We start from the raw sequence: 26,420 nt of genomic DNA on the forward strand, positions 1-26,420 counted from the left end.
AAAAGTCCGGCTCGCAGTTGAGACGGACTTTTTATATTTATAATGAGTGTATGAATGCAGTGGCAATGCCAAAGTAGATTAATAAAGATAAAATATCGTTTAACGTTGTAATCAGCGGTCCAGAAGCAATCGCCGGGTCTACTTTCAGTTTGTGCAAAATAATAGGGATAATCGTTCCTGACATCGTGCCGATGATTAAGGTTAAAAACAGTGAAGAAGCAACAACAAATCCCAAAAGCGCATTCCCCTGCCATATGATGGAGACAATCGCGATTAGCACAGAACAAACCGCTCCGATAAAAATACTTGTTCTGAACTCCCGGAAGATCAGGCGCACAATCGTTTTTTTGTTCATTTCTTCTTTAGACAAACCTCTGATGACAACCGCGAGAGATTGTGTTCCCGTATTTCCTGTCATCCCTGACACCATCGGCATGAAAAACGCAAGCGCGACAACCTGCTTCAGCGCATCCTCAAAATAGCTGATAATGCTTCCTGAAATCAGCCCGATAAACAAGAGTAAAATCAACCATGGCAGGCGCCGGTATGCCGCAACGTAAGCTTTTGTGTCAAAGGTGATGTCTTTACCGGAAGCGGCAAATTTTTCGTAATCCTCATCAGCTTCCCGAATGACGACGTCGATAATATCATCAACCGTTACAATGCCGACAAGCACGTTGTTTTCTTCTACAACCGGTATTGCCAAGAAATCGTAACGTTCAATCAGGCGGGCAACTTCTTCCTGGTCCTGAAGAGCATCTGCTGATATGACGCGGGTAAACATTAAATCCTGCACCTTTTCTTCAGGTTCACCCAGGATCAAATCGCGGTAGGAAAGAACCCCAACCAGCTGTTTGCTTTCATTAATAACATATAAGTAGTTGATCGATTCAGCGATTTCAGCGAAGCTTTTCAATTTGACGACCGCGTCTTTCACCGTGTAATGCTGAGGAATCCACACATACCGGTTTGTCATCATGCGTCCTGCTGAGTCAGCCGGATAATTCATCAAGAGCTGTACAGCTTTTGACTCTGACGCTTCCATGCTGGACAAAAGCTGCTCCTTCAGTTCTTCATCCATTTCTTCAAGCAATTGTGCGAGGTCATCGTTGTCCATTTTGTTCATCGCCAGTGTTGCTTTTGTTTTTCCAACTTTATTTAAGACGGCAAGCTGAAATTCGCGTTCCAGCTCCCCGATCATATCAGTGATATCGTCTACAGTTAAATAAGATAAATAGCGGGCGCGGTGTTTTTCCGGCATTTCTTTAAAAATAAACGCCATGTCATAGGGCTGAAGCTCATCAATAACGCTTCTGAAATCCCTGATTTTCCCGTCTCGCAATAAAATAATGATGCGTAAAATGAGTTCGTCATAGGTCATGTTTTGAACCATCGGGACTCGTACCTCCTCTACGGAGACGTGCCGGCCTCGCCAGAAGGTGCGGCAGTTCGTCTCCTCATCGTGTAATCAATTGCCTTGCTGTCATAGTATATGGGTACTTCTTCAGATTGACTCGAATGGGGAGAATCCATACTCCGCACCTCCTTTGATTGGGTTCGTTTTAAAGGCATAAAAAAAGCCTTCAGGATTGAAGGTGAAAGAAGCACGGCAAAAAAGCGTGCGGGCGCCTTCAATCGTAGAGCTTTAGCACTGTATGGCATAGGACAATCATCCAGCTGCATTAAAAATCACCTTATGTCGATGATTTCTGTTGACCCATTGGCGTCTTTGGACATTTTTGGGCAGCAGCGTATCTCCATACAGGAGCCTCACCTAACGAAGTTCCTAATTGAATTGACACACTGAGATTACAGAAAAAAACAAGCTGTGTCAACTCAAAAAAGTAATAAATGCGCTTACATCACAATTACGGAACAAAACAAGGGCCTAAGCCCTTATTCTGTTGTTTGTTTCTCGTCATCTTCAGAAAGCAAATGATACGTTTCATGAAGAAATAAAGCGTACTCTCCATCCTTCGTTGGATGAGGGACATATTCAGCCTGATTGATGTATTGCTCCTCTTTCTTTTCCATGTGTTTCGCCTCCTTTTCACTTAGATTGTCCAAAAGAAGGTTTCTTATCATGAAAAACCCCCGCTGCAGCGGGGGTTTGATTAGTCGTCTATCTCAGTTTTGATCATGCGTCCATCCTTTGCGGAAATTTCAAATTCTGTCTCAGTTCCTTGTTTCGTTTGGATTTCAATTTCATAGATGTAAACACCGTCATCTTCGTCCAGCTTACTTTCTGTTACGGTTCCATCTGTTCGCCTTAAAGCAATTTCTTCCGCTTCTTCTTTTGTTATGGCAACTTGTTCTGCTTTCTCCTTTAACGGGTCATTAAGCGCTTGTTTTGTATGAATATCTACATAAACGTCGTAGTCTTCACCCGCTTTTTCAATCTCCACTTCATAGACTTCTTTGCCATTGTAAAGCTCTCTGTCAATGTCTTCTACGTTGCCGTCAACAACTGTTTTGGCAATTGATTCTGCTTGTTGTTCAGTGAGTGCATCCGTCTTAGAAGAAGGCTGACTGTTTCCATTGTTTTCTTTGGCAAACGCGTTGTAGCTGAATCCTCCAGCCGCTAGGCACCCTGCTAAAAGCCCGACCATCCATCTTTTCTTGAGCATTTGTGAGTCCTCCTTTGTTTTGTATGAGTACAGTTTACACACTCAACATGAAAGGAAAACGAGAGCAAGATGAGAATTTGATGAGAAACCTTTAGTCTTCATAGACAATGTTAGCTACCTTACCTGTGTAGGCATTGATCTTCACTGTCGCTTCTTTATCATCAGGAAGATCAACATCCACTTCAAAGATGAGAGTGCCCTCACTTTCTTCGAGATCTGCGTCATCCGCTGTCCCGCCCGTTTCTCGCTCTGCAATTGTTTTGGCTTCTTTTTTCGTAATCGGTGTTTTTTGTTGGTCTTTATTGCTGATTTGATCGGCAGACAAGACTGTTTTTGTCTGCATATCTACCTTCACTTCGTATGTTTTTCCGTCTTCTTTATGAATGATATATGTGGCAACGCGATTCTTGTGTGTTCGTTTTTTGACCGTACCCGGCACCCGCTTAAGCGCGAGATGCTCGGCTTCTTTTTCTGTCATAACAGATGGATTCATCGCTTTTACTCTATTCATTGAAAGAATGTCAGCTGATGTTGCGTCAGCTTTTATAAAATAAGTTCCCTTGGGATTTTCAAGGGTCATTTCATATGTTTTTTTATCCTTTGACTGTGTTGATTTCGTGACCTTGCCTTCATAAGAGGTTTCGACTTTTTTTATGACAGCCTCTTTTGAAAGTACGTCCTCATGGGTATGCCGAATGATGAGAAACGTACAGATGGTAACGGCTAAAACTGCTGCTGCAGCAAAAGATACTGCTTTTATTGGTTTGTTCATCGGCCTCCCCCATTCTGTTCACTGAATTGCATGGTGACAGCTGTTCCTTGTCCCGGCTTGCTTTTGACAGATAGCTCAATGCCATGCTCATCGGCGATTTGCTTGGCAATGGAAAGGCCTAAACCCGTTCCGCCTGTTTTTCTGTTCCGTGCCTCATCTGCCCGGTAGAACCGTTCGAACAAATGCGGGATATGTTCCTCAGAGATTCCACTGCCTTCATCACTCACAGACAGAAACGGCCGTCCACCCTTCGTTCCGGCTGATATCACAATGGCTTTTTCACTATACTTTATGGCATTATCGAGCAAAATGGTCAGCAGCTGCTTGATGCGTTCTTCATCAGCTGTTACAGGCAGGCTCTCTTTATCTGTTTCGAGTAAAATGTCGCGCTGATAGACAGGCTGGAGCGTTTGCGTGACGGCGCGCGACACTTCAATCAAATCGATTGTTTTCAGATCAACCTCGAGTCCTTGATGGCTTTTGGCCAGCGCCAAAAGCTGATTGGTCAGTTTCTTCATATGCACCGCTTCTGCATGAATGGCTTCTATCGACTCCTCAAGCACCTCCGGCTTTTTTGCCCCCCATCGCTTCATCAGGCTGCTGTAACTTTTTATAATGGTGAGCGGAGTTTTCAATTCGTGTGAAGCATCTTGAACGAATTGCTGCTGTTTATCATAGTGCTCTTTCAGCATCATCGCCATCTCATTAAATGTCAGCCCCATTTGATACAATTCATCGTGCGACTGTCCTTCTAAAGAAATCGTTTTGAATGCTTTCTCTCGCTGTATGTCTTTCATGGTCATCATTAATCGTCTGATCGGATTGATAATACGGCGGGCGAGCAAGCTGCCGGCAAAAAAAGAAGCAATGCAGACAGCGGCACTTGCAGCGATTAAGATGAGTTTCAACAGAAACAGGCTCTCTTCTGTGTTCTCCAGCCTTTCCACCACCTGAAGAGAAACCACTTGTCCATCGGTCCAAATCACCGGAACAGCAGCCTCAGCAAACAGCTTGCCGTCATGTTTCCTCACATCTGCCGTTTCCCCGCTGTGAAAAGAGAGAGGAAAATCTTTATACGCTTTTTCTTTTGTGATCGTCATGGCGGCTTTTTGATCACCGTTCACTACACGCACCATGCCATTTGCCGGCAGGTAGGCCTGCAGCATGTCCCGCAAAGCCACTCCTTCTGTTTCAGCAGCATGCAGCGCTTCGGCCATGTTATCCGTCTCATCAGCAAGCCGGGCCGCATCCTTTGATGTCAGCGCAGACGAAAAAATGAGATATACTGCGGTATGAACTAAAATTAATAAAATCAACAGTGATATTGATGTGTACAGATGAATCTTGGTCTTCAGCTTCATCGTTTACCCCTTAATGGCATAGCCGACCCCGCGAATCGTATGGATCAGCTGTTTTTCGTAAGGATAGTCCAGTTTTTTTCTGATGTATCTAATGTAGACGTCTACGACATTTGTATCACCGATATAATCAAATCCCCATACCGCGCTTAGAATTTGCTCCCGTGTCAGCACTTGCTGCGGATGCTTTAGCATGTAGACGAGCAAATCAAATTCCCGCGGCGTTAATTCCACCTCTTTGTCTCCGCGTCTCACTTCACGGGTTTTTTCGTTCACCCGTAAATCGTCATATGTAAGAAAGGTGCCGATTTCTTCCGTTTTTGTTCCATTTTGGCGCAGCGCCGCCCTGATTCTCGCAAGTAATTCCTCGATTTCAAACGGCTTGGTGACATAGTCATTCGCACCGATATCCAGACCTGTTACCTTATCAGGAATGCTGTCTCGCGCCGTTAATAAAATGACCGGTGTCTGTTGATCCGTTTTTCTCAAGCGGCGCAGCACTTCTAGTCCGCTAAGCCCCGGCAGCATGACATCAAGAAGCACCAAGGAATACCCGCCTTCCGCGGCCGCATTCAGGCCTTCTGTTCCATTGTGTTTAATGGTCACGCCGTATCCTTCATATTCCAATTCAAGCTGTAGAACCCTGGCGATTTTTTCTTCATCTTCCACAATTAATATGTGTCCTTTGTCCAAATGTGATCATCCTCTCCTGTCCCTATATGAAAAAAATGATTTCGTTGTTTACAAAATGATTCTTATCATCTATTATGATGTCAAAATAAAAAATTGTATACGGAAAGCACTAGGGGTGCTGTTTTGGCTGAGATAAAACGCGGGAGAATCGCGTTTTGATCCCTTATGACCCGATCTGGATAATACCAGCGTGGGGAAGTGCAGGTTGACCGAATGGTGTATTTTTTTGTGCGCTTAATCGATCTATGACTGCATATTCCCTTAGGATATGCAGTTTTTTATTTTATCCAAAAAACAGGAGGCTTTTAGAAATGGAGCATATGTGCGGTACAAGCAGAATCGCCGGTTTTCGCTTCTCTTTATATCCGATGACGGATGATTTTATCAGTGTGATCAAGTCTGCGCTGAAAAAAACAGATACGTCCAAGGTTTGGACGAAAACCGACCATATCAGCACGGTGTTACGCGGATCGATTGATCATGTATTCGATGCCGCAAAAGCCATTTATCTTTATGCAGCAAACAGCGAGACACACATCGTCATGAGTGGCACGTTTTCCATTGGGTGCCCGGGCGACACTCAGGGAGATACATATCTTTCCAAAGACAATAAGCGTGTCAATGAAGATGCTGTCCGAGGCTTGAACGCGGAAGCGCCGTGCCAATTTGCGCTTTATCCAATGAATGAGCCGGATTATATGGGATTGATTATGAAGGCTGTCGACATCGCAAAAGCCCAAGGTACTTTTGTACAGGGTGTCCATTACGCGAGCGAGCTTGACGGGGATGCCCATGACGTATTCAGAACATTGGAAGCCGCTTTCCGCATGGCTGAGCAGCAAACAAACCACATCACCATGACTGTGAATCTTTCGGCTAACAGCCCATCAAGAAAAAACAGAAAGCAGGGATAACATGAAAAGCTGGAAAGTAAAAGAAATTGTCATCATGTCCGTTATCAGTATCGTATTTGCCGTTGTTTATTTATTATTTACACATTTCGGAAACGTGCTTGCAGGTATGTTTGGGCCAATTGCCTATGAACCGATTTACGGTATTTGGTTTATCGTTTCGGTCATCGCCGCATACATCATTCGAAAACCGGGTGCGGCGCTCGTTTCTGAAATCATTGCCGCTCTCGTTGAGTGCCTGCTGGGAAATCCGTCTGGCCCGATGGTCATCGTCATCGGCATTGTTCAAGGACTCGGGGCTGAAGCTGTATTCCTTGCAACACGCTGGAAAGCATACTCTCTCCCTGTCCTTATGCTGGCCGGAATGGGATCTTCAGTAGCCAGCTTTATCTACGATCTCTTTGTTTCTGGCTATGCAGCCTATTCATCAGGTTATCTGCTCATTATGCTTGTAATCCGTCTCATTTCCGGCGCGCTCTTGGCGGGCCTTCTCGGAAAAGCCGTCAGCGACTCTCTCGCTTATACAGGTGTGTTAAACGGAATGGCACTCGGAAAGGAACTGAAAAAGAAACGGAAGCGGGCGTCAGAACATGCAAGCCTTTGACGAGCTTCTGACAGTTGACCAGCTCAGCTTCTCTTATGAAGAAGACGAAAAACCGGTTTTTCAAAATATTTCGTTTGAGCTTCAAAAAGGAGAATGTGTTTTATTGCTAGGCCCCAGCGGGTGCGGTAAAAGCTCGCTCGCCCTTTGTTTAAACGGTCTATATCCGGAGGCTTGCGACGGCATTCAGTCCGGACATGTCTTTCTATTTCAAAAGCCGGTCACAAACGCTGAAACCACCGAAACGATTGCTCAGCATGCCGGGGTCGTTTTTCAGGATCCCGATCAGCAGTTCTGCATGCTGACGGTGGATGACGAAATCGCTTTCGGGCTGGAAAATCTGCAGATTCCAAAAGAAGAAATGACAGAGAAAATCAATGCCGTATTAGAAAAATTACGTATTACCCATTTAAAAGAAAAAACGATATCCACCCTTTCAGGAGGACAAAAGCAGAAAGTGGCTCTCGCCTGTATTTTGGCGATGGAGCCTGAGCTTATTATTTTAGATGAGCCGACTTCTCTTTTAGACCCTTTCTCAGCGCGGGAATTCGTTCATCTGATGAAAGATCTTCAGCGGGAAAAAGGTTTCAGCCTCCTCGTCATTGAGCATCAGCTTGATGAATGGGCGCCTTGGATTGAAAGAACGATCGTGCTCGATAAATCAGGCCAAAAAGCGCTGGATGGCCTGACGAAAGATCTATTTCAGCACGAAGCGGAGACACTAAAGAAATTGGGCATCGCAATTCCAAAGGTCTGCCATCTGCAGGAAAAGCTGAGTATGCCGTTTACTTTATCAAAAGAAACGCTGTTCAAAGAGCCCTTTCCTGCCGGGCGTGCCGAAAAGAAGGAAACTCCTTCTGGAAATAGTGTGCTCGAAGTCCGCAGCCTTTCGTTCGCGAGAGGACAACAAACGATTTTCGAAGACATCAGCTTTTCATTGCGCGAAGGCTCTTTGACGGCGCTTGTCGGCCCGAACGGCACTGGAAAATCGACGCTCTTATCTGTTCTGGCCCGTCTTATGAAACCGCAAAGCGGCAAAATCCTTCTCTATGATCAGCCGCTGCAGCAATATAAAGAAAAAGAATTGCGTAAACGAATGGGATTTGTTTTTCAAAACCCTGAACACCAATTCGTCACCGATACGGTGTATGATGAGCTGCTGTTCGGCCAGAAGGTAAATGCTGAAACTGAGAAAAAAGCGCAACACCTGCTGAATCGTTTCGATCTTGCGCATTTGGCTGATCATCATCCGTTTGCGGTCAGCCAAGGGCAAAAACGGCGACTGAGCGTTGCTACCATGCTCATGCATGACGTAAAGGTTTTATTATTAGACGAACCAACCTTTGGACAGGACGCCCGCACGGCGGCTGAATGTATGGAAATGATTCAGCGTATTAAGGCAGAGGGAACCGCTGTCCTCATGATTACACACGATATGGAGCTAGTCTCTTCGTATGCTGACAGCGTGCTTGTGCTTCACAATACAGGCTTGGCCTTTGATGGATCTCCAGCACAGTTGTTTTCTCAAGAAACAGGGCTTGCCCAAAAAGCAAAGCTCACCCTTCCCCTTCTATATGAATGGATGGCCTATCAAGAGGAGGTGCGCGATGAAGCAGCCGTTACATCTCATTAATCCAACCGTAAAAGCGGCGGCGGTTTTTTGTTGTGTCGTCATGCTGTCGTTTACTTACAACCCTTACACTCCGGCGTGTTTTTATATCATCATCGTTGCGGGTATTCTATTGGCGGCCGGAATCCCATTGAAAAAATGGTTGTTGTTTACGATTCCGTTTTTGATTTTAGCATTCGGATGCGTATGGACAGCCGCCGTTTTTGGAAAGGTGCCGACAACACCGGATAATTTTTTGTTTCAAGCAGGCCCTATCTCCATTAACAGCGATAATGTGTCTGTCGGCATCTCTCTCGGGTTTCGTATTTTGTGCTTTTCCGCCTTATCGATGATGTTTGTTTTTACGACCGATCCGATTTTATTTATGCTGAGCCTTGTCCAGCAGTGCAGGCTCTCACCAAAGCTCGCGTACGGTGTCATTGCAGGCTTTCGCTTTCTTCCGCTGTTAAAGGATGAGGTCCAGCTGATCCAGCAGGCTCATAAAATCAGAGGAGGTGCGGCGGAGAGCGGCTTCATAAATAAAATCAGCGGGTTAAAACGATATACCATACCGCTATTGGCAAGCGCCATCAGAAAAGCAGAACGGACAGCGCTTGCGATGGAATCGAAAGGTTTTACAGGAAGCAGAAACCGGACATATTACAGGATGCTGTCCGTGAACTGGCGCGACTGGGTGTTCTTTTGCCTCGTTCTCTTATTATTCGCGGGATCTTTTCTCGTATCTTTATGTTTCGCTTCATAAAAAAATCCGCTATCAAAGATAGCGGATTTTTTTATTGATGATAGTTTAATGCTTGGGCAAGATTGGTTTTAATGGTAATATTCGAAAAGTCAATTCCCAGCTGTACAGCGGTTTGCGCAATCTCAGGCCTGATTCCTGACAGGGTTGACCGGACACCGATCAGATTGAGCGCCTCAATCAATTTAAAAATCTGGTGCGCCACCATCGTATCCACTACCACAACACCTGACAGATCGATTAACAGATGCTCCACGCGTCTTTTTGCACAAGCTTGAAGCGTGTTTTCCAGAATAAACTTAGCCCGTTCGGTATCAATGTCACCGACAAGCGGCAGCAGAGCTGTTGATTTGCTCAGGGTAATGACAGGTGAGCTTAATTCCAATATCATTTCTCTCTGGGCGTTTAATTGCTGCTTAGCATTCATTTCAGCGTGATCAACGAATGTATAAATGGTGAAATCAAATACTTTTACAATCAAATCAGCCCATTTTTGCTTCTCGCCCGTTTCAAATGCTGACTCATTTTCTTCTGCGAACTTCTCAAAATACTTCGTATATAATCTCCGGTTTCTCATAAACTCCCGAATGACATACTGAACCGGTGTGTCGAGATGTTTTTGATCGTTCGTCAGCTCAATGACCCATTCTTGAAATTCTTCGAGAAATTGTTTTTCCGGTAAAACATACATGTAATTCAGATGCCGGTAAAATTCTCTGTCCTGCTCTTTCAATTCTTCCGTTACTGTTGCATTATGTAAGGCGTAAAGCGAATTCGGATCACTTTCCTCCATCGTTTCTATCCATTCCTCGGCCATTTGCTCCACATGTTCTGAAAAAAACGCATATAATTTTTCATTCAGTTTCATCACACTGCTCCTTTCCCCAACACCATTATAACTTGACTGCCAGCTAAATCCCAGTCATACACGCTGAAGCCATCCAATATTTTGAAAATTACTAATTCTTTGGTGTGTATCCTATTTTTTCAAAATGCTTCAAATGGCTCTGTCCGATCGGTTGTTTTTTTCATATAATATGAGGCAACACCCTTGAATCCACTTGAAAGCATAAAAAAGGAGGGCTTTTTTATGAATGGTGAAATCCGCTTGATCCCGTATGTGACGAATGAGCAGATCATGGATGTAAACGAGCTTCCTGAGGGCATTAAAGTGATTAAGGCGCCAGAAATGTGGGCGAAAGGGGTAAAAGGCAAGAATGTAAAAATTGCTGTATTGGACACGGGGTGCGACACGAGCCATCCAGATTTAAAAAGCCAAATCATTGGCGGGAAGAACTTTACGGATGACGATGGCGGCAAGGAAGATGCGATTTCCGACTACAACGGACACGGCACACACGTCGCCGGAACGATTGCAGCTAATGATTCAAACGGAGGCATTGCCGGAGTCGCGCCTGAGGCAAGCCTATTGATTGTGAAGGTTCTTGGCGGCGAGAACGGCAGCGGACAATACGAATGGATCATCAACGGCATTAACTATGCGGTGGAACAGAAAGTCGATATCATCTCAATGTCCCTTGGCGGACCAAGTGATGTGCCGGAACTGGAAGAAGCCGTGAAAAACGCGGTCAAAAACGGAGTGCTTGTCGTGTGTGCAGCGGGAAATGAGGGTGACGGCGACGAACGCACAGAAGAGCTTTCCTACCCTGCGGCTTATAATGAAGTGATTGCAGTTGGATCTGTTTCTGTAGCACGAGAATTATCAGAATTTTCTAACGCCAATAAAGAGATTGACCTTGTGGCACCAGGTGAAAACATCTTATCCACCCTTCCCAACAAGAAGTACGGTAAGCTTACCGGCACTTCAATGGCTGCCCCTCATGTCAGCGGTGCGCTTGCTTTAATCAAAAGCTATGAAGAAGAATCATTTCAAAGAAAGCTTTCAGAATCTGAAGTTTTCGCACAGCTAATCCGCAGGACACTTCCTCTTGATATTGCAAAAACGCTGGCAGGCAATGGATTCCTGTATTTAACAGCTCCTGATGAGCTCGCAGAAAAAGCAGAGCAATCACATTTGTTGACCCTATAAAATTATTTTTCTTATATAATAAGCCCCAAATCATGTAAATAAAATTTCAAATTCTATGTTGACAATGAATTTGAATTACTGTTAAGATTACCAACAAATGATTCAACTTTTCAAAAAATTAATAACATTTTCTCTTATCGAGAGTTGGGCGAGGGATTGGCCTTTTGACCCCAACAGCAACCGACCGTAATACCATTGTGAAATGGGGCGCACTGCTTTTCGCGCCGAGACTGATGTCTCATAAGGCACGGTGCTAATTCCATCAGATTGAATCTGAGAGATGAGAGAGGCAGTGTTTTACGTAGAAAAGCCTCTTTCTCTCATGGGAAAGAGGCTTTTTGTTGTGAGAAAACCTCTTAGCAGCCTGTATCCGCGGGTTAACGAGAGTGTTTTACATATAAAGGAGGAGAAACAATGACAACTATCAAAACATCGAATTTAGGATTTCCCAGAATCGGACTGAACCGAGAATGGAAAAAAGCACTTGAAGCGTATTGGAAAGGCAGTACTGATAAAGATACGTTTTTGAAGCAAATTGACGAACTATTTTTATCCGCAGTAAAAACACAAATTGACCAGCAGATTGATGTTGTGCCTGTTTCTGATTTCACACAGTATGACCATGTACTCGACACAGCCGTCAGCTTCAACTGGATCCCGAAACGGTTCAGGCATTTGACTGACGCTACCGATACATACTTCGCTATCGCCCGCGGAATCAAAGACGCTGTATCCAGTGAAATGACAAAATGGTTTAATACAAATTACCATTACATCGTTCCGGAATATGACGAGAGCATTGAGTTCCGTCTGACAAGAAATAAACAGCTCGAAGATTATCGCCGTATCAAAGAGGCATACGGTGTTGAAACAAAGCCTGTGATTGTCGGCCCTTATACATTTATTACGCTTGCTAAAGGCTATGAACCGTCTGAAGCAAAAGCGATCCAAAAACGCCTTGTGCCATTATATGTACAGCTTTTGAAGGAGCTTGAAGAAGAAGGCGTAAAATGGGTTCAAATTGATGAGCCGGCGCTCGTTACCGCTTCTAGCGAAGATGTCCGCGGCGCAAAAGAATTATTTGAAAGCATTACAAGTGAGCTTTCATCCTTGAATGTGCTTTTGCAGACGTATTTTGATTCTGTTGATGCTTATGAAGAGCTGATCTCTTACCCAGTTCAGGGAATCGGCCTTGATTTTGTTCACGATAAAGGGAGAAACCTGGAGCAGCTCAAAACACATGGCTTTCCGACAGACAAAGTGCTGGCAGCCGGCGTTATCGACGGACGCAATATTTGGAAAGCAGATCTTGAAGAGCGTCTCGATGCCGTTCTTGATATTCTCAGCGTTGCAAAAGTTGATGAACTGTGGATTCAGCCTTCAAGCAGCCTGCTGCATGTTCCAGTAGCGAAACACCCCGATGAGCACTTGGAAACAGATCTATTGAACGGATTATCCTACGCAAAAGAAAAGCTGGCCGAGCTGACAGCTTTGAAAGAGGGATTAGTATCAGGAAAAGCGGCGATCAGCGAAGAGATTCAGCAGGCTAAGGCTGATATCCAGGCGCTTAAACAGTTTGCAACAGGCGCCAATTCTGAACAAAAGAAAGAGCTTGAGCAATTAACTGATAAAGACTTCAAGCGTCCTATTCCGTTTGAAGAACGTTTAGCCCTGCAAAATGAATCTCTCGGCCTTCCGCTTTTGCCGACGACAACGATCGGCAGCTTCCCGCAGTCTGCTGAAGTGCGGAGCGCGCGCCAAAAATGGCGGAAAGCTGAGTGGTCCGATGAACAGTATCAAAACTTTATCAATGCGGAAACAAAAAGATGGATTGATATTCAAGAAGAATTGGAGCTTGATGTCCTTGTTCACGGCGAATTTGAACGGACAGACATGGTCGAATACTTCGGTGAAAAGCTGGCCGGTTTCGCCTTCACTAAATACGCCTGGGTTCAATCATACGGATCACGCTGTGTACGCCCGCCAGTCATTTACGGAGATGTTGAATTTATTGAACCGATGACAGTGAAAGACACAGTCTATGCACAGTCACTGACTTCCAAGCATGTGAAAGGAATGCTGACGGGACCTGTTACAATCTTAAACTGGTCTTTCCCTCGAAACGACATTTCGAGAAAAGAAATCGCCTTCCAAATCGGGCTTGCTCTTCGTAAAGAAGTTAAAGCGCTTGAAGACGCAGGCATCCAAATCATTCAGGTCGATGAACCAGCGCTGCGTGAAGGCCTTCCATTGAAAACCCACGATTGGGATGAGTATTTGACTTGGGCGGCAGAAGCATTCAGATTAACCACTTCTTCCGTGAAAAACGAGACACAGATTCATACACATATGTGCTACAGCAACTTCGAAGATATCGTTGATACGATCAATGATCTTGATGCCGATGTGATTACAATCGAACATAGCAGAAGCCACGGAGGATTTTTAGATTACTTAAAAGACCACCCGTATTTGAAAGGGCTTGGCCTTGGTGTATATGATATTCACAGCCCTCGTGTGCCGTCAACTGAAGAAATGTACAACATTATTGTTGAGGCGCTTGCCGTCTGTCCGACTGACCGCTTCTGGGTAAATCCGGACTGCGGATTGAAAACAAGACAGCAGGAAGAAACGGTTGCCGCATTGAAAAACATGGTTGAAGCTGCAAAGCAGGCGAGAGCACAGCAAACACAGCTAGTATAATTTTTCAAAAACCATCTGCATTTGGCAGGTGGTTTTTTCTATAATACAGCCACAATCGGTTTCTCATTTTAGCAAATCCCCCAAATACTTTGTTTATTTTGCACTTATTTAAGAATGTTCTTTGCATTCTTTTCGGCTATACTAATAACACTCTATTGACAGGAGGGATTGGATGAATCATGAAACGTTTTTAAAACGGGCTGTCACTCTCGCATGTGAAGGAGTGAATGCAGGAATTGGCGGGCCTTTTGGAGCCGTTATCGTGAAAGACGGAGCCATTATTGCAGAGGGCCAGAACAACGTCACAACAAGCAATGATCCGACTGCCCACGCGGAAGTTACAGCTATTCGGAACGCCTGTAAGGTCTTAGGAGCATACCAGCTTGATGACTGCATTTTGTATACGAGCTGTGAACCATGCCCAATGTGTTTGGGCGCCATCTACTGGGCCCGGCCGAAAGCCGTTTTCTATGCAGCGGAGCATACAGACGCTGCCGAAGCCGGGTTTGATGATTCATTCATTTATGAAGAAATTGATAAACCCGTTGAAGAAAGAACAATTCCCTTTTATCAAGTGACTCTGACAGAGCATTTATCCCCGTTTCAAGCATGGCGGAATTTAGCCGATAAGAAAGAATATTAAGAGAATCAGGCATGTACGGCCTGATTCGTGTTATTTCTTCAAGTAGCCGCTATGACCCAAAACAGCAGTCAAATACGCCAATTCAGCACGGCAGACATCGCACCAGCCGCCCGCTTCACCTGTAACTTTTCAGGCTTCAAACGCTGTGATCGCTTCTCTGACATTTTATCAATCATCTGTGCCCCACCCCTATTCCATTCCGCGTCAATTCATCATGCATAAGTCTGAATCCATTTATAAGACATGTTTCAGACCTCGAGAAAAATCATGCCCACTCTGTTTGCTTCCACACAAAAAACATCCTGAGAGTCTCAGGATGCCGGTTATTATTTTAATTCTAGTTTCACATCAACATTTCCTCTGGTTGCCTTGGAGTAAGGGCAGAATTCATGAGCGGCGTTGACAAGCTCTTGTGCCTTTTCCCGGTCTAAATCTTTCGTGTTCACAACAAGTGTGACACCGATTTTAAAGCCGCCATCGCTCTCATCCTTCATGAGGCTGACCTGCCCTTCAATCTCCGAATCAATTTCGATATTTTGCTCTTTGGCCACATGTTCGAGCGCGCCGCCGAAGCATGCAGCATACCCTGCCGCAAAGAGCTGTTCCGGATTGGTGCCGGTTTGTCCTTCTTTTTTCGCGTTTGGCATCACAATATCAAAATCAAGAACACCGTCATCTGACTTAATATGTCCTGCCCGTCCGCCTCGCGCGGTTACTTTTGCTGTAAATAATGCCATTTGTATTCAGCCTCCTTATTTATATCTAGTTGTTATATTTCCCTTTCTGATCTTTTTAAACATGCTATGTTTGCCGAGAATAGGAAAAGTGAAGTTTTTCAGATACAATAGAATCGAATGACAAAAAGAGTTGGTGAACAAAATGGAAAATAAATTTGATCATATGAAATTGGAGAATCAGCTTTGTTTTTTGCTATATGCGAGTTCGCGGGAAATGACAAAGCAATACAAGCCGCTGCTTGATAAGCTGAATGTAACATACCCTCAATATTTGGCTTTGCTTTTGTTATGGGAACATGAAACGCTTACTGTCAAAAAAATGGGCGAGCTGCTGTATTTAGATTCAGGGACACTTACTCCAATGCTTAAACGAATGGAACAACAGGGTTTGATTACGAGAAAAAGATCTGAAGAGGATGAGCGATCCGTGTTGGTCAGCCTGACAGAGGACGGAGCGTTATTAAAAGAAAAAGCGGTTGACATTCCAGAGACGATTCTAGGGCTCTCAAAGCTATCTGGAGAGGATCTCAAACAGTTAAAGTCCGCTCTATATACATTGTTGGAAACACTTCATTAAAAAAATTGAGGATGCCCTGTGCGGGGCATCCTCTTTTTATTTATTCAACAACTTCAAGCGTCACTTCAATATTTCCGGAGGTTGCTTTTGAATACGGGCAGACGCCGTGCGCTTTTTTCACAAGCGCCTCCAATTCTGATGCACTGACTCCTTCTCCTTTCACCTGCAACGTCACACCCAGCTTATAGCCCTGGTCCGCTTCATCCTTTAACAGGCTGACATTCGCTGTAACCTCTGTCTCTACTTTTACCCGTTCTGTTCTTGCGACAAGCTGCAATGCACTGTCAAAGCAAGCTGCATAACCCGCTGCAAAGAGCTGCTCTGGATTTGTCGCTTTTTCTAATTTCTTTGCTCTTGGTGTTCCCGGCATTGCGACATCAAGCTCAAGAACGCGGTCTGATGAAATGACCTTTCCTTCTCTTCCTCCTACCGCTGAAACAGTTGCTGTAAATAATGGCTGACTCATTTTTTTATCCCCCTAATTCATTTTGTACAATTAAATTGTACACAATCTATTTTGCGATGTCAATTTTTTGCCGCACAAAAAAGCTTATCCCGTAACGAGATAAGCTTCTGTATCAAATATTTCCCCGCTATTCGCGGATTTGCCCAGTTCCTTTAATGATGTATTTAGTAGAAGTCAGTGCAGGAAGCCCCATTGGCCCTCTTGCATGAAGCTTTTGCGTGCTGATGCCGATTTCGGCTCCGTAGCCGAATTCAAAGCCATCAGTAAAACGGGTTGACGCGTTATGATAGACAGCGGCAGCATCGACAGCCGTTTGAAAATAAGCCGCGTTTTTGTCATTTTCAGTTAATATCGCTTCAGAATGATTGGTGCCGTATTGTTGGATATGCTTCACAGCTTCTTGGACGTTCTCAACCGTCTTTACGCTGAGGACAGGCGCTAAAAATTCAGTTTCCCAATCTTCTTTTGATGCTTGTTTGCTTGAAGGGTGAAGTTCACATACAAGTTCATCACCGCGAATTTCAACTCCCGCGTTTTCCAGCTGGGTCAGCAATTCTTTCCCGTGCTGTCTTGCCCATGCCTTGTGAATCAGCAATGATTCAATCGCGTTGCATACGGAAGGCCGCTGCGTTTTGGCATTTACGACAACCTTTTCTGTCATTTGCGGTTTAGCCGTTTCATCGATGAATATATGGCAGTTTCCCGCTCCTGTTTCTAATACAGGAACTGTTGATTCTCTTACAACGAGATCAATCAGTTTCTTGCCTCCGCGCGGAATCAATACGTCTAAGCCATCATTTAACGTAAAGAGCTCTTTTGCTGTCTCTCTGCTCGTATCTTCAATCAGCTGTACAGCGTGAATCGGAAGCGCTGATTGCTCAAGAGCTCTGTGAATGACACTGACGAGCGCTTTGTTGCTGTGGATGGCTGAGGAGCTCCCCCGCAGAACAACCGCGTTCCCTGTCTTTAGGCAAAGGGTAGCCGCATCGACTGTGACGTTTGGCCTCGCCTCATAAATCATTCCTACGACACCGAGCGGCACACGGATTTTTTCAATAAACAGGCCGTTTTCTTTTTCAATCGTTTCAAGAGAGTCGCCGACCGGGTCCGCTAAGTCGATTAAGAGCTCCACCGCGTCCGCGATATCGCGTATACGTTTCTCATCCAGCGTGAGACGGTCAATGATGTCCGGTGTTAAACCATTCTCTTTTCCGTTCTCAATGTCTTTTGCATTCTCCGCCAAGAGAAAATCCAGTTCTTTACGGAGTCCGTTTGCAATGAGACTGAGCGCCTCATCCTTCTCGACTGTTGTTTTCATGATCATTTCGGCTGCTGCTTCTTTCGCCTGCTTCGCTTTTACAGAAACTTCACTCATTTTTCCGCCTCCTAGTCTTTTACATTGACCCAGTCATTCCTATGAATAACCTCAAACGTTTTCTCAAAATCAAGTTCGTCACTTCGTTTGCCTTTAGCCTCCATAATCTCCTCGGAGGAGTAATGAGTTTGGCCTTTACCGATCACGCCGCCCGGTCCCCTGACTTCCACAACCGCCCCTTTCGGAAAACTTCCGTTAACGCCCACAACGCCAGCGGGCAGCAGACTGCTTCCGTTATGGATCATCGCCTGTTCGGCACCCGCATCAATGATGATTTCTCCAGATATCGGAGAGTGGAACTGAATCCACTGCCTCGTGTTGTTAACCGAAGACAGTTCTTTGTCTCCGATATAAGTGCCGTCTCCCCTCCCGTCCAAAATGTCCGCAAGTTTTTGCGCCCCGCTGCCTGTTCCAATGAACACTTTCACTCCAAGAGACAGCGCGGTTTGTGCGGCTAACAGTTTTGATTTCATTCCGCCGGTGCCGACCTTTGATCCGGCTGAACCTGCATATCCAAGCATTTCAGGCGTGATCTCCGGCAAATAATCAAATCGTTTCGCCTCAGGATTTTCATTCGGATTGGCATCATACAGTCCGTTGATGTCGGTGAGAATCATAAGCTGGTCTGCGTGAATCAATCCGCTGACTAATGCAGAAAGCATATCATTATCTCCGAAAGTCAATTCTTCAACAGATGTGGAATCGTTCTCGTTGATAATCGGAATGACGCCCCGTTCTAATAATTCCATTATCGTAGCATATGCGTTTCGATACCGTTCTCTTTTCGAAAAATCATTTCTCGTTAAAAGGATTTGTCCCGGAGTCAATGAGTATTGTTTAAAGTGATTCATATATTGCTGCATTAACAGTGTTTGTCCGACCGCGGCTGCCGCCTGTTTTCCTTTGATGGTAACGGGGCGGGACGGATAACCGAGGCTTGAAAACCCCGCCGCTACGGCTCCCGAGGTAATCAGGATCATTTCATGCCCCGCTTTTTTCAACACGGAAATGGCCTGAACATGCTCTCTGATTTTTGCCTCATCAATGCTCCCTTTGCTATTCGTGAGCGAACTGCTTCCTATTTTCACTACTATTCTTTGTTTTTTCATTTATTCTCCTCCGCGGCTCTTCTACAATAAAAAAACCCATTTCATCCTGATTCATAAGGACGAAATGGGTTTCCGTGGTACCACCTTGATTGAACGCGCTTGTGCACGCTCCGCTCTCCTGTAACGCCAGGTTATGCGCCTAGGTTTTCCCCCTAAGACTCCAAGGCAGGTTCGGCAGGTTTCATGCGGCAAAATGTTTCAGCGGGTCATTTTGCTCTCTGTCACAGAAAGGTCTGCTTACTAATCCTCTTCAACGCTCAATGATTTTTTTATATTATGCAAAGAAAAGAGACACTTGTCAAGGTTTTTTGTGATCAAAAATAGCCCGCATTGCGCGGGCATTTTGCGGTCTAGTTAAAGACGATTGTTTTATTTTCATGAACGATGACGCGGTCTTCCAAATGCCATTTCACAGCACGGGCAAGCACGCTGCGCTCAATTGTTCTTCCGATGTTTTTCAACGCTTCCGCATTATCGCGGTGGTCTACTCGCTCAATATCCTGTTCAATGATCGGCCCTTCATCAAGATCGTTTGTCACATAGTGAGATGTCGCACCGATCAGTTTCACGCCGCGCTCGTAGGCCCGTTTGTACGGATTCGCACCGATAAAAGCAGGCAGGAATGAATGGTGGATATTGATGATGCGATTCGGATGAGCCGAAACAAAATCAGGAGTTAGAATCTGCATATAGCGTGCGAGCACAATCACATCAATATCGTACTGCTCCAGCAGTTCAAGCTGCTTTTTTTCGACTTCCGCTCTGATGTCTTTGTTCGCTTTCATATAGTGGAATGGAATGTTCAGGCGCTCAACCAGCTCTCTCGCTTCCTCATGGTTACTGATGACAACAGCGATCTCCGCCATAAGGTTGCCGGTTTGCCATTCCCAAATCAGCTCATGCAGGCAGTGAAGCTCCTTCGAAACAAAGATGGCGACGCGCTTCAGCTCGCTTGCCAATGTTAAGCTCCAGGTCATGTCGAATTTTTCCGCAACAGAGGCAAACGCCGCTTGAAGGGATTCTTTTTTCTCACGAATGCCCGCACAGTCGAATTCGATTCTCAGGAAGAACCGCCCGCCTTCAGGGTCTGTCGTATATTGATTTGATTCTATAATATTAGCGCCGTGTTCAAATAAAAACGCGGAAACCGCGGAGACGATCCCCGGCTGATCGGGACAGCTGACCAAAAGGCGCCCTTTATCCTCATTTCCGTCACGGTAATCGTCCATCCGCTGAGTCATATATGATTTCATGAATAATCCCTCTTATCTTTGTAAGTCTAAACTATTTATCCATTATACTGAAGATTTGATAAAAATCAATTTATGACAAAATTTTTAAACCAACCGCTGAGCATAAAATCAACGCGATAAAGAAGATCCGTTTGGCGTCTTTTTGCTCCTTGTAAAAGAGGATGCCGACAAGCGCCCCGCCGGCGGTGCCAATCCCTGTCCAGACCGCGTAAGCCGTTCCCATCGGAATGGTTTCCATTGCGTACGACAGCAAGGAAAATGAAGCGGCAAAACCAACAATGATCAACAGCACCCATTTCACGCTTTTTTCCTTCGCATATTGATTCATAAGGGCCACGCCGGCCATTTCTAAACAGCCCGCGCACAGTAAACTGATCCAGTGCAGCATTATGCCCCTCCTCCTTTTTCCTCTGTCTCATCCTGTGTCACAAGCTTCAATCCGATGACACCGATTAAGAGCACGCCAATTAACAATAGCTTCGGCCACCCAATTGGTTCATGAAACAGAATAATTTCACTAAGTACCGTTCCCGCTGTGCCGAGTCCGGTAAAGACGGCGTATACGGTACCGACAGGCAGACTATGAGTTGCTTTTATTAGAAGATAAAAGCTGAATATGATGCCGATGGCAGTGCCGCTCCATGTTAAGGCTGAGTCAGCGTGCTTTAAGCCTATCACCCAAACAACCTCGAAAGCAGCGGCAAGCACGACCAATCCCCATTTCATTTGAGTCATTCCTTTCTATCTATTAAGATTCTCCGAAAACAAAAAAACCCCGGACAGTCGACTCATAATGAGCTTGACTCTCCCGGGCTTTTTTCCCTCCGTGTGCATACGCGCTTCTATTTACGCGTATGTGTTTTCTCTCGGACCAGTCCATGTCCATTGACATGCGGAACCCTAGAAAACTTTACATGATATCATGATACTAAACTCAGCTCTATCTTTCAATTGTAAGATTTTCTTTCATAAACAGCGATCGGTTTATTCCATTTTCTGATCGTTTTGCTGTAATGCATGCCGATTTTCTCCGCTACCCGTATGGACGCTTTGTTACCCGGATCAATCAAAGCCGCCATTTTGCCGAACTGCCGCTCGTTAAAGCCATAGTCCAGACAGGCCCGAGCCGCTTCTTGCGCATAGCCGTTCCCCCAGTGGCGGCGGGCAAACATATAGCCAATTTCCATTACTGTTTGATTTTCGATCTGCTGGGGTACGATGCCGCATTGTCCCAAAAAATCCCCTGTCCGCTTATCTTCGGCGACCCACAGACTGACGCCGTACCCTTTTTCATTTCGTTTGTTCCAATTGATCCACTCGCGGGTTTGCCTCTTATCTTTTAAACCGGAGTAATATTTCATGACGTCAGGATCGTTAAAAAGTTCAAACAAATAAGCCTGATCCCGATCTTCCATACAGCGCAAACGAATTCGATCGGTTACAAGCTTCGTTTTAGCGCTCATATTTCGCCACATCCTGCTTCCATTCTTTTTTGAGGGCTTCAATATGTGCTTGATGATAGCGGCTATGATCTGACATATGCCAAATGCCCCACCGTATGGTCGCGGTGTCACCATCGTAAGAAAGCGGCTGATGCAAATCATTTTCAGTTAAGGTGTAACAAACCGATTTCAGCTCGTTTACCACATGCTGATGTCTTTTCAGGAGTTCATCTAATCCGGGTTGATTCTTCGGTTCAGGCAGCTGTCCGTTTTGATCTGTCATCGGGCCGTATGCCTGTTCAATATGATTCGGTATCCGATTTCCCTTGATCCGCCAGACCCATCTGATATCAACATTTGCGATATGGTGCAAAAGCTGAGCCGTGCTGTTTTTTGTTTGGTAGCGCCCCTTATAGTAAAGTTCACTGTGCGTCATGTGGCTTACGATAGAAGCCAGACGGAGACTGTTTTCTTCCACTGCGGAATATAGCAGACTGACCGTTGGTGCCATATCTTTTCTTATGAATAAGTCCTTCATGTTCAGCTCCCCTCCTAACTAGGTACATTTGACACCAAACAAAAATTCCCTTTAAAAAAGAAAAAAGCTCTCAATGCAATAGAGAGCCATCTTAGTTGTTATTTCCCGGTTTATATAAATAAGGATCATGCTGGGGTTCATTCGAGGTATTTAAATCAAGGGATATATCGCCGCGCGCATTCATCGTGCCAAGGGTGATTGAAGACAGCAGTTTCGGGCTGTACCCTTTTTCCTCAAGCTTCTCAAAAAGCCAGGATCGGTTTTTTTGGAGATATTTCAAATTATGATCAAGGATTTCGCCGTCCAGTATGAGCGGAATCGGGATAAAATTCCGTTCAGCTTTCATATTCAAATCCCGCACCTGCACCGCTCTCGCTTCCTCTTTTGGGATGACGCTTACTTCTCCCGTTTCTTCAATGATGGCAAGATCAATGTCAGCCGGATCAGCATACCCCTTTTCCCTCAGCTTTCCGAGCAGTTCATTAACAGTCAGCCTTTCTTTACGGAGGCCGCGTTCATCAATATCCCCGTTTCGGATTAAGACAGTTGGGCTCACGACCAGGAGCCATCGCCATTTATTAGATAATGAGAGCTTGCTCATTATTAGATAAAGCACCAAAAAAGCGCCCGCATAATAAATTGACATCGGCAGCTTGGATGTTAGGATCGGCTCACTGATGATGGTTCCGATTGCGAAGGTCAAAAGCAGATCAAAATTGTTCATTTGTGACACAGCTTTTTTACCGGCAAGCCGAAACAAAATATATGCAATCGAAAATACGATAACTGGCTTCAGTAAAAATACCCATACCATCCATAACACCGATCTTTACCTCCATCCGCTGATCATATTGAGCCTATTGTGCCCCGTGGCAGACCCTCTATGCATGCCTTTTGTCCAATAGAAAGTGACACCGATTGGAGGCGCAATATGAAATATCAGAAGACGAATTCCCATTGGCCCTGCGATCTGCCATCGGCTCCCCAGCCCGCGAGCTATCAGCAGCAGCAAACACTTGACAGGCTGGTCGGTTTAGAGCTAAGGATGGAGCAGCAGAGCGATTGAGGTAAACAATGAAGGCTGAGAACAATGCAAAACCGTGTATGCACAAACGGCGGCGGGTCAGTGATTGTCCGGATGTAAACCGGCGCTTGTCCGCCTTCTTCTCTCTCAATAAAAAACTCTTCTCTGAAAGGAGAAGAGTTTCGTGTTTAAACGGACTGTGCCAAACTTAATTGCGGGCCGAATAGCTCGTAATGGATAGACTCCGGCGCTGATCCGAGCTCTGATACAAGCTTATGCATTCCCGTAATAAACGACGGTGAACCGCAAATATAGTAATCCGCATCTGTGTTGGCAATCAGTTCTTTGAGGAATTGCTGATCAATCTGCCCTTCATGAAATTGAAGATCACCTGCACGGTCTTCCTCTGTCGGCTCGCGATACACAAATGCAGTTTTAACAGCAGAATGTTTTGCGGCTTCTTCTACCTCATGGCGCAATGCGTGATATTCACTGTTTTTCGCCGCATGAATGAACAGAATTTGCCGTTCAGGCTGTTTGGAAACAGATGTTTTCAACATGCTGATCATTGGTGTAATGCCAACTCCGGCACTAATCAAAACGAGATCTTTCTGTGATGCAGGATCTAAAACAAAGTCCCCTGCCGGTGCGCTGATCTCTATTGAATCTCCCTCCTGAATCCCATCATGTAGATAGGAAGACACGACACCATCTTTTTTTACTGAAATTCGATAATAGTCTTTTCCCGGCATATCAGACAGGCTGTACTGGCGGATATGCGTATATTCAGAATCAGGAATCCGAACTTTTAGGCTGATATACTGCCCCGCTTGGAATTCAGGTAACGGCTTGCCGTCTTCTGATTTCAAATAGAAGGACGTAATTTCTTTGCTTTCCCGCTCTTTTTTCGCGATGACGAACGGCTTATACTCTTTCCAGCCGCCGGCTTGCTCTTCCGCATGTTCATACATTTCTTTTTCAATTCCGATGAACGCGTCAGCAATAACTCCGTACGCTTTCTCCCATGCCTGCATAATGTCAGGGGTTGCAGCATCTCCCAATACATCTTTAATGGCAATCAGCAAATATTTACCGACGATCGGGTAGTGTTCAGGCTTAATTCCAATACTGCGGTGCTTGTGGCCGATTTGTTTGACAACCGGAATAATATTTCCTAACTGATCAATATTTGCCGCAGCTGCAATAACGGCATTTGCCAATGCAGTTCGCTGTGTTTTTTTCTTTTGGTTTGTTTGGTTAAAAATGTTTAAAAGCTCTGGATGGTCTTGAAACATCCGATCGTAAAAACGGCCAGTGATTGTTTCTCCATGCTGTTGCAATACGGGTACAGTGCTTTTAATAATTTCGATTGTTTTGTTATCTAACATTGTATAAACAATCCTTTCGAAAAGATGTATTTAGAATATATCTTTAAAATACATGATCTTACGAATAAAAGATATATCTAAAATGAATCTTTAATAAAGTTGTCACAAAATTATCAATTTAACATGACATTTGTTGCTTTTTTATAGAATCCCCTAGCAAAAACGGACTAACCATTGTAATAATCACCATTGAAAAGTACAAAAAAACCCAAAACAACTTATGTTTTGGGTTTAATGTTCACCAAGGCTTATCAGTTCCAAGCGCATTTGCAAGCGCCTGGCTGTGTTTCTTGCGGTTCTTTCGTTCATTAGCGCGCTGTACAGCTGTATTATGCAGCATGATTTCTTCTTCTGTTTCCGGTACAACTCTCGGTACAGGCACCGGCTTGCCATTTGAATCTAATGCGACAAATGTCAAAAAGGATGTGGCAGCGAGTTCCCGTTCGCCAGTCATCAAATGCTCCTTAATAACTTTCACAAATACTTCCATGGAAGATGTGCCGACCCATGTCACATACGACTCTAGGCAAACAGAATCCTTTTGCCCGATCGGTTTTAAAAAATCTACAGAATCCATTGAAGCTGTTACGGTTTCACGTCTGCAATGGCGCGCCGCAGAAATAGAGGCAATGTCATCGATGTAGCTCATTAATTTTCCGCCAAACAGTGTATTATGGTTGTTCGTATCAAGCGGGAACACCCTGCTGGTTTTTACAACCTTTGACTCTTTACAAAATCTTGTTTCCGGTGTTTCCATACCTTTCTCCCCTTTGATGTCTGATCTTTTAGCTAAATGCACTTATATTCTCCTATTAAACAATATTCTCTTCCATTTGTCTAAAATTTAAAATGGTTTAATGATTTTCATGATGAGGGAATAATAAATGTATTCTTCACACTTTAGGAGGAAAAACAAATGGACGTATCCATCCCGAAATCTCAGCACAAAACGGTATGCCGAACGGAATACGGCACACTTCAGAAAGTGGTTTTATGCAGACCTGAGCACATGACCATAAAAGATGTCATAAACGAAACACAAAAACATTTTGAAGATGACAATATTCATGTGAAAACCGCCAACGATCAGCACAGCCGCTTAGTGGAGGCACTCAGGTCACACAACGTTGAGGTCATCCTGTTGCCCGTTCGCGACGGACTCCCAGAACAGGTTTTTACTAGGGATATAGGGTTTGTCATCGGAGAAAAAGCCTTTCTGTCGAGCATGACTGAACCGATTCGCCAAGGAGAAGAAGCCGTTATAAAAAATTTATTTCACAGCCAAGGTATCTCTTACACCCGTATGCTTGATACAAGCATTGAAGGCGGGGATGTCATTATCGATGGTGACACCGTATATGTCGGAATCAGCCAGCGCACCGACATTTCAGCAATCGGCCAGCTTGAAGAGGCACTGCCTGAGTACACGATCGTTCCAGTAAAGCTGCATGAAAAATTTTTGCATTTGGACTGTGTTTTTAACATTGTATCTGAAAGCGAAGCGTTAATTTATCCTCAAGCACTTGAGCCAGAGGCAGCTGATATGCTGGCAAAACGTTATGACCTTATTGAAGTGCCCGAGGACGAACAATTTACGCTTGGCACCAACGTCCTTTCAATCGGGAGAAAAACGATCATCAGCCTCCCTGGCAACCAACATGTCAATCAAGAGCTATCAAAAAGAGGCTATCACATTATCGAAATTGACCTGTCAGAAATCATCAAATCAGGCGGCTCCTTCAGGTGCTGTACACTGCCGCTGATTCGCGGCGAATGAAGAATCT

At 44.8% G+C, this 26,420-nt stretch carries 29 protein-coding genes, 1 pseudogene and 4 riboswitches; of the genes and pseudogenes, 10 read left to right on the forward strand and 20 right to left on the reverse strand.

Features of this window, described 5'->3' with window-relative positions:
• Positions 1 to 37 precede the first annotated feature (37 nt).
• The 7 genes from mgtE to ykoG all read right to left on the reverse strand — a co-directional run bounded on the left by mgtE (position 38) and on the right by ykoG (position 5,450).
• The gene (gene mgtE, locus ACQXR1_RS17945; RefSeq protein WP_014663717.1) at positions 38 to 1,393 is read right to left on the reverse strand and encodes a magnesium transporter; all 1,356 of its coding nucleotides are present in this window, start codon (positions 1,391 to 1,393) and stop codon (positions 38 to 40) included.
• A 17-nt stretch (positions 1,394 to 1,410) separates the two neighbouring features.
• Positions 1,411 to 1,533: a hypothetical protein gene (locus tag ACQXR1_RS17950; protein ID WP_071580598.1), complete on the reverse strand. Its 123-nt coding sequence runs from the start codon at positions 1,531 to 1,533 to the stop codon at positions 1,411 to 1,413.
• Positions 1,534 to 1,623: 90 nt separating this feature from the next.
• Positions 1,624 to 1,789: riboswitch (M-box (ykoK) riboswitch) on the reverse strand.
• A 107-nt stretch (positions 1,790 to 1,896) separates the two neighbouring features.
• The gene (locus tag ACQXR1_RS17955) at positions 1,897 to 2,034 is read right to left on the reverse strand and encodes a transcriptional regulator SplA domain-containing protein (protein ID WP_071580597.1); all 138 of its coding nucleotides are present in this window, start codon (positions 2,032 to 2,034) and stop codon (positions 1,897 to 1,899) included.
• A gap of 80 nt (positions 2,035 to 2,114) precedes the next feature.
• Positions 2,115 to 2,627 (reverse strand): PepSY domain-containing protein, encoded by a 513-nt coding sequence (locus tag ACQXR1_RS17960; RefSeq protein ID WP_071580596.1) that lies wholly within the window; start codon positions 2,625 to 2,627, stop codon positions 2,115 to 2,117.
• A gap of 91 nt (positions 2,628 to 2,718) precedes the next feature.
• A complete protein-coding gene (locus ACQXR1_RS17965) occupies positions 2,719 to 3,399 on the reverse strand; it encodes a PepSY domain-containing protein (RefSeq protein WP_430772599.1) in 681 nt (226 codons plus the stop codon).
• Positions 3,396 to 4,760 carry an ATP-binding protein gene (locus ACQXR1_RS17970; RefSeq protein ID WP_430772600.1) on the reverse strand — a complete coding sequence of 455 codons (1,365 nt, stop codon included), beginning with the start codon at positions 4,758 to 4,760 and terminating at the stop codon, positions 3,396 to 3,398. The genes ACQXR1_RS17965 and ACQXR1_RS17970 overlap by 4 nt, the downstream gene beginning before the upstream one ends.
• Positions 4,761 to 4,763: 3 nt before the next feature.
• Positions 4,764 to 5,450, reverse strand: coding sequence for a two-component system response regulator YkoG (ykoG, locus tag ACQXR1_RS17975; RefSeq protein ID WP_071580593.1), 687 nt, complete (start codon positions 5,448 to 5,450; stop codon positions 4,764 to 4,766).
• Between the two features lie 101 nt (positions 5,451 to 5,551).
• A riboswitch (TPP riboswitch) is annotated at positions 5,552 to 5,664 on the forward strand.
• 97 nt (positions 5,665 to 5,761) lie between these two features.
• On the opposite strand from ykoG, the gene thiU reads away from it, so the two are divergent.
• Genes thiU through thiX form a run of 4 tightly spaced genes read left to right on the forward strand, consistent with a single transcriptional unit; the run spans position 5,762 to position 9,334 of the window.
• Positions 5,762 to 6,364 (forward strand): HMP/thiamine ABC transporter substrate-binding protein ThiU, encoded by a 603-nt coding sequence (thiU, locus tag ACQXR1_RS17980; protein WP_430772601.1) that lies wholly within the window; start codon positions 5,762 to 5,764, stop codon positions 6,362 to 6,364.
• A 1-nt stretch (position 6,365) separates the two neighbouring features.
• On the forward strand, positions 6,366 to 6,965 hold the full coding sequence (locus ACQXR1_RS17985; protein ID WP_014663711.1) for an ECF transporter S component: 600 nt from the start codon (positions 6,366 to 6,368) through the stop codon (positions 6,963 to 6,965).
• Positions 6,952 to 8,595, forward strand: coding sequence for an ABC transporter ATP-binding protein (locus ACQXR1_RS17990; protein WP_430772602.1), 1,644 nt, complete (start codon positions 6,952 to 6,954; stop codon positions 8,593 to 8,595). The genes ACQXR1_RS17985 and ACQXR1_RS17990 overlap by 14 nt, the downstream gene beginning before the upstream one ends.
• Positions 8,570 to 9,334 carry an HMP/thiamine ABC transporter permease ThiX gene (gene thiX / locus ACQXR1_RS17995; protein WP_430772603.1) on the forward strand — a complete coding sequence of 255 codons (765 nt, stop codon included), beginning with the start codon at positions 8,570 to 8,572 and terminating at the stop codon, positions 9,332 to 9,334. The genes ACQXR1_RS17990 and thiX overlap by 26 nt, the downstream gene beginning before the upstream one ends.
• Before the next feature lie 31 nt (positions 9,335 to 9,365).
• Here thiX and rsbRB read toward each other — a convergent pair whose 3' ends face one another.
• On the reverse strand, positions 9,366 to 10,199 hold the full coding sequence (gene rsbRB, locus ACQXR1_RS18000; protein ID WP_227098458.1) for an RsbT co-antagonist RsbRB: 834 nt from the start codon (positions 10,197 to 10,199) through the stop codon (positions 9,366 to 9,368).
• A 222-nt stretch (positions 10,200 to 10,421) separates the two neighbouring features.
• Between rsbRB and isp the strand changes: the two genes are divergently transcribed.
• The 3 genes from isp (at position 10,422) to guaD (ending at position 14,727) form a co-directional block, all read left to right on the forward strand.
• The gene (isp, locus tag ACQXR1_RS18005) at positions 10,422 to 11,381 is read left to right on the forward strand and encodes a serine protease Isp (RefSeq protein ID WP_014663706.1); all 960 of its coding nucleotides are present in this window, start codon (positions 10,422 to 10,424) and stop codon (positions 11,379 to 11,381) included.
• Between the two features lie 131 nt (positions 11,382 to 11,512).
• Positions 11,513 to 11,668, forward strand: a riboswitch (SAM riboswitch).
• 127 nt (positions 11,669 to 11,795) lie between these two features.
• Entirely contained in the window at positions 11,796 to 14,084 is a 2,289-nt protein-coding gene (metE, locus tag ACQXR1_RS18010; RefSeq protein ID WP_430772604.1) for a 5-methyltetrahydropteroyltriglutamate--homocysteine S-methyltransferase, read from the forward strand.
• A 172-nt stretch (positions 14,085 to 14,256) separates the two neighbouring features.
• Positions 14,257 to 14,727 (forward strand): guanine deaminase, encoded by a 471-nt coding sequence (gene guaD, locus ACQXR1_RS18015; RefSeq protein WP_306289866.1) that lies wholly within the window; start codon positions 14,257 to 14,259, stop codon positions 14,725 to 14,727.
• A gap of 326 nt (positions 14,728 to 15,053) precedes the next feature.
• On the opposite strand, the gene ACQXR1_RS18020 is transcribed toward guaD, so the two are convergent.
• Positions 15,054 to 15,464 carry an organic hydroperoxide resistance protein gene (locus ACQXR1_RS18020; protein WP_014663700.1) on the reverse strand — a complete coding sequence of 137 codons (411 nt, stop codon included), beginning with the start codon at positions 15,462 to 15,464 and terminating at the stop codon, positions 15,054 to 15,056.
• A 142-nt stretch (positions 15,465 to 15,606) separates the two neighbouring features.
• Here ACQXR1_RS18020 and ohrR point away from each other — a divergent pair, with 142 nt between their 5' ends.
• A complete protein-coding gene (gene ohrR, locus ACQXR1_RS18025) occupies positions 15,607 to 16,041 on the forward strand; it encodes an organic hydroperoxide resistance transcriptional regulator OhrR (protein ID WP_014663699.1) in 435 nt (144 codons plus the stop codon).
• Positions 16,042 to 16,081: 40 nt separating this feature from the next.
• Here the strand turns inward: ohrR and ACQXR1_RS18030 are convergent, their stop codons facing one another.
• From ACQXR1_RS18030 to ACQXR1_RS18070, 9 genes are all read right to left on the reverse strand, one after another.
• The gene (locus ACQXR1_RS18030) at positions 16,082 to 16,507 is read right to left on the reverse strand and encodes an organic hydroperoxide resistance protein (protein ID WP_014663698.1); all 426 of its coding nucleotides are present in this window, start codon (positions 16,505 to 16,507) and stop codon (positions 16,082 to 16,084) included.
• Positions 16,508 to 16,634: 127 nt separating this feature from the next.
• A complete protein-coding gene (proA, locus tag ACQXR1_RS18035) occupies positions 16,635 to 17,882 on the reverse strand; it encodes a glutamate-5-semialdehyde dehydrogenase (protein ID WP_430772605.1) in 1,248 nt (415 codons plus the stop codon).
• Between the two features lie 11 nt (positions 17,883 to 17,893).
• Positions 17,894 to 18,991, reverse strand: a complete 1,098-nt coding sequence (gene proB / locus ACQXR1_RS18040; protein WP_430772606.1) for a glutamate 5-kinase — start codon at positions 18,989 to 18,991, stop codon at positions 17,894 to 17,896.
• 350 nt (positions 18,992 to 19,341) lie between these two features.
• Entirely contained in the window at positions 19,342 to 20,244 is a 903-nt protein-coding gene (purU, locus tag ACQXR1_RS18045; protein WP_014663695.1) for a formyltetrahydrofolate deformylase, read from the reverse strand.
• A 70-nt stretch (positions 20,245 to 20,314) separates the two neighbouring features.
• Positions 20,315 to 20,632, reverse strand: a complete 318-nt coding sequence (gene ykkD, locus ACQXR1_RS18050) for a multidrug efflux SMR transporter subunit YkkD (RefSeq protein ID WP_014476583.1) — start codon at positions 20,630 to 20,632, stop codon at positions 20,315 to 20,317.
• Positions 20,632 to 20,970 carry a multidrug efflux SMR transporter subunit YkkC gene (gene ykkC, locus ACQXR1_RS18055; RefSeq protein WP_134975619.1) on the reverse strand — a complete coding sequence of 113 codons (339 nt, stop codon included), beginning with the start codon at positions 20,968 to 20,970 and terminating at the stop codon, positions 20,632 to 20,634. The genes ykkD and ykkC overlap by 1 nt, the downstream gene beginning before the upstream one ends.
• Before the next feature lie 77 nt (positions 20,971 to 21,047).
• Positions 21,048 to 21,159, reverse strand: a riboswitch (guanidine-I (ykkC/yxkD leader).
• Positions 21,160 to 21,191: 32 nt separating this feature from the next.
• Positions 21,192 to 21,707: a GNAT family N-acetyltransferase gene (locus ACQXR1_RS18060; RefSeq protein WP_040083338.1), complete on the reverse strand. Its 516-nt coding sequence runs from the start codon at positions 21,705 to 21,707 to the stop codon at positions 21,192 to 21,194.
• A complete protein-coding gene (locus ACQXR1_RS18065; protein WP_430772607.1) occupies positions 21,697 to 22,224 on the reverse strand; it encodes a DinB family protein in 528 nt (175 codons plus the stop codon). Before ACQXR1_RS18065 ends, ACQXR1_RS18060 begins: the two co-directional genes overlap by 11 nt.
• 91 nt (positions 22,225 to 22,315) lie before the next feature.
• Complete coding sequence (locus tag ACQXR1_RS18070; RefSeq protein WP_040083340.1) at positions 22,316 to 23,047, reverse strand: DUF421 domain-containing protein; 732 nt, start codon at positions 23,045 to 23,047, stop codon at positions 22,316 to 22,318.
• A 108-nt stretch (positions 23,048 to 23,155) separates the two neighbouring features.
• On the opposite strand from ACQXR1_RS18070, the pseudogene ACQXR1_RS18075 reads away from it, so the two are divergent.
• Positions 23,156 to 23,368, forward strand: a pseudogene (locus ACQXR1_RS18075) (hypothetical protein).
• Between the two features lie 68 nt (positions 23,369 to 23,436).
• On the opposite strand, the gene hmpA reads toward ACQXR1_RS18075, so the two are convergent.
• Positions 23,437 to 24,648: an NO-inducible flavohemoprotein gene (hmpA, locus tag ACQXR1_RS18080; protein ID WP_430772653.1), complete on the reverse strand. Its 1,212-nt coding sequence runs from the start codon at positions 24,646 to 24,648 to the stop codon at positions 23,437 to 23,439.
• A gap of 226 nt (positions 24,649 to 24,874) precedes the next feature.
• Complete coding sequence (locus tag ACQXR1_RS18085; protein ID WP_003232595.1) at positions 24,875 to 25,393, reverse strand: acyl-CoA thioesterase; 519 nt, start codon at positions 25,391 to 25,393, stop codon at positions 24,875 to 24,877.
• Positions 25,394 to 25,552: 159 nt separating this feature from the next.
• On the opposite strand from ACQXR1_RS18085, the gene ACQXR1_RS18090 reads away from it, so the two are divergent.
• Positions 25,553 to 26,413, forward strand: coding sequence for a dimethylarginine dimethylaminohydrolase family protein (locus ACQXR1_RS18090; protein ID WP_430772608.1), 861 nt, complete (start codon positions 25,553 to 25,555; stop codon positions 26,411 to 26,413).
• Positions 26,414 to 26,420: the final 7 nt, after the last annotated feature.

This window comes from Bacillus sp. ATD, from assembly GCF_050585765.1.
In the GTDB taxonomy this organism is placed as follows: Bacteria; Bacillota; Bacilli; order Bacillales; family Bacillaceae; genus Bacillus; species Bacillus stercoris.

Coding starts and splice junctions, on each gene's coding strand:
- ACQXR1_RS18085 (WP_003232595.1), bottom strand. CDS start 25,393: ATGGAAACACCGGAAACAAGATTTTGTAAAGAGTCAAAGGTTGTAAAA.
- ACQXR1_RS17970 (WP_430772600.1), bottom strand. CDS start 4,760: ATGAAGCTGAAGACCAAGATTCATCTGTACACATCAATATCACTGTTG.
- ACQXR1_RS18020 (WP_014663700.1), bottom strand. CDS start 15,464: ATGGCATTATTTACAGCAAAAGTAACCGCGCGAGGCGGACGGGCAGGA.
- proA (WP_430772605.1), bottom strand. CDS start 17,882: ATGAGTGAAGTTTCTGTAAAAGCGAAGCAGGCGAAAGAAGCAGCAGCC.
- ACQXR1_RS17960 (WP_071580596.1), bottom strand. CDS start 2,627: ATGCTCAAGAAAAGATGGATGGTCGGGCTTTTAGCAGGGTGCCTAGCG.
- mgtE (WP_014663717.1), bottom strand. CDS start 1,393: ATGGTTCAAAACATGACCTATGACGAACTCATTTTACGCATCATTATT.
- ACQXR1_RS18060 (WP_040083338.1), bottom strand. CDS start 21,707: ATGAGCGCTAAAACGAAGCTTGTAACCGATCGAATTCGTTTGCGCTGT.
- ACQXR1_RS17985 (WP_014663711.1), top strand. CDS start 6,366: ATGAAAAGCTGGAAAGTAAAAGAAATTGTCATCATGTCCGTTATCAGT.
- ACQXR1_RS17965 (WP_430772599.1), bottom strand. CDS start 3,399: ATGAACAAACCAATAAAAGCAGTATCTTTTGCTGCAGCAGCAGTTTTA.
- ACQXR1_RS17950 (WP_071580598.1), bottom strand. CDS start 1,533: ATGGATTCTCCCCATTCGAGTCAATCTGAAGAAGTACCCATATACTAT.
- proB (WP_430772606.1), bottom strand. CDS start 18,991: ATGAAAAAACAAAGAATAGTAGTGAAAATAGGAAGCAGTTCGCTCACG.
- ykkC (WP_134975619.1), bottom strand. CDS start 20,970: ATGAAATGGGGATTGGTCGTGCTTGCCGCTGCTTTCGAGGTTGTTTGG.
- ACQXR1_RS18090 (WP_430772608.1), top strand. CDS start 25,553: ATGGACGTATCCATCCCGAAATCTCAGCACAAAACGGTATGCCGAACG.
- purU (WP_014663695.1), bottom strand. CDS start 20,244: ATGAAATCATATATGACTCAGCGGATGGACGATTACCGTGACGGAAAT.
- metE (WP_430772604.1), top strand. CDS start 11,796: ATGACAACTATCAAAACATCGAATTTAGGATTTCCCAGAATCGGACTG.
- thiU (WP_430772601.1), top strand. CDS start 5,762: ATGGAGCATATGTGCGGTACAAGCAGAATCGCCGGTTTTCGCTTCTCT.
- ACQXR1_RS18065 (WP_430772607.1), bottom strand. CDS start 22,224: ATGAAGGACTTATTCATAAGAAAAGATATGGCACCAACGGTCAGTCTG.
- ACQXR1_RS17955 (WP_071580597.1), bottom strand. CDS start 2,034: ATGGAAAAGAAAGAGGAGCAATACATCAATCAGGCTGAATATGTCCCT.
- isp (WP_014663706.1), top strand. CDS start 10,422: ATGAATGGTGAAATCCGCTTGATCCCGTATGTGACGAATGAGCAGATC.
- rsbRB (WP_227098458.1), bottom strand. CDS start 10,199: ATGAAACTGAATGAAAAATTATATGCGTTTTTTTCAGAACATGTGGAG.
- ykkD (WP_014476583.1), bottom strand. CDS start 20,632: ATGCTGCACTGGATCAGTTTACTGTGCGCGGGCTGTTTAGAAATGGCC.
- ACQXR1_RS17990 (WP_430772602.1), top strand. CDS start 6,952: ATGCAAGCCTTTGACGAGCTTCTGACAGTTGACCAGCTCAGCTTCTCT.
- guaD (WP_306289866.1), top strand. CDS start 14,257: ATGAATCATGAAACGTTTTTAAAACGGGCTGTCACTCTCGCATGTGAA.
- ACQXR1_RS18030 (WP_014663698.1), bottom strand. CDS start 16,507: ATGAGTCAGCCATTATTTACAGCAACTGTTTCAGCGGTAGGAGGAAGA.
- thiX (WP_430772603.1), top strand. CDS start 8,570: ATGAAGCAGCCGTTACATCTCATTAATCCAACCGTAAAAGCGGCGGCG.
- ohrR (WP_014663699.1), top strand. CDS start 15,607: ATGGAAAATAAATTTGATCATATGAAATTGGAGAATCAGCTTTGTTTT.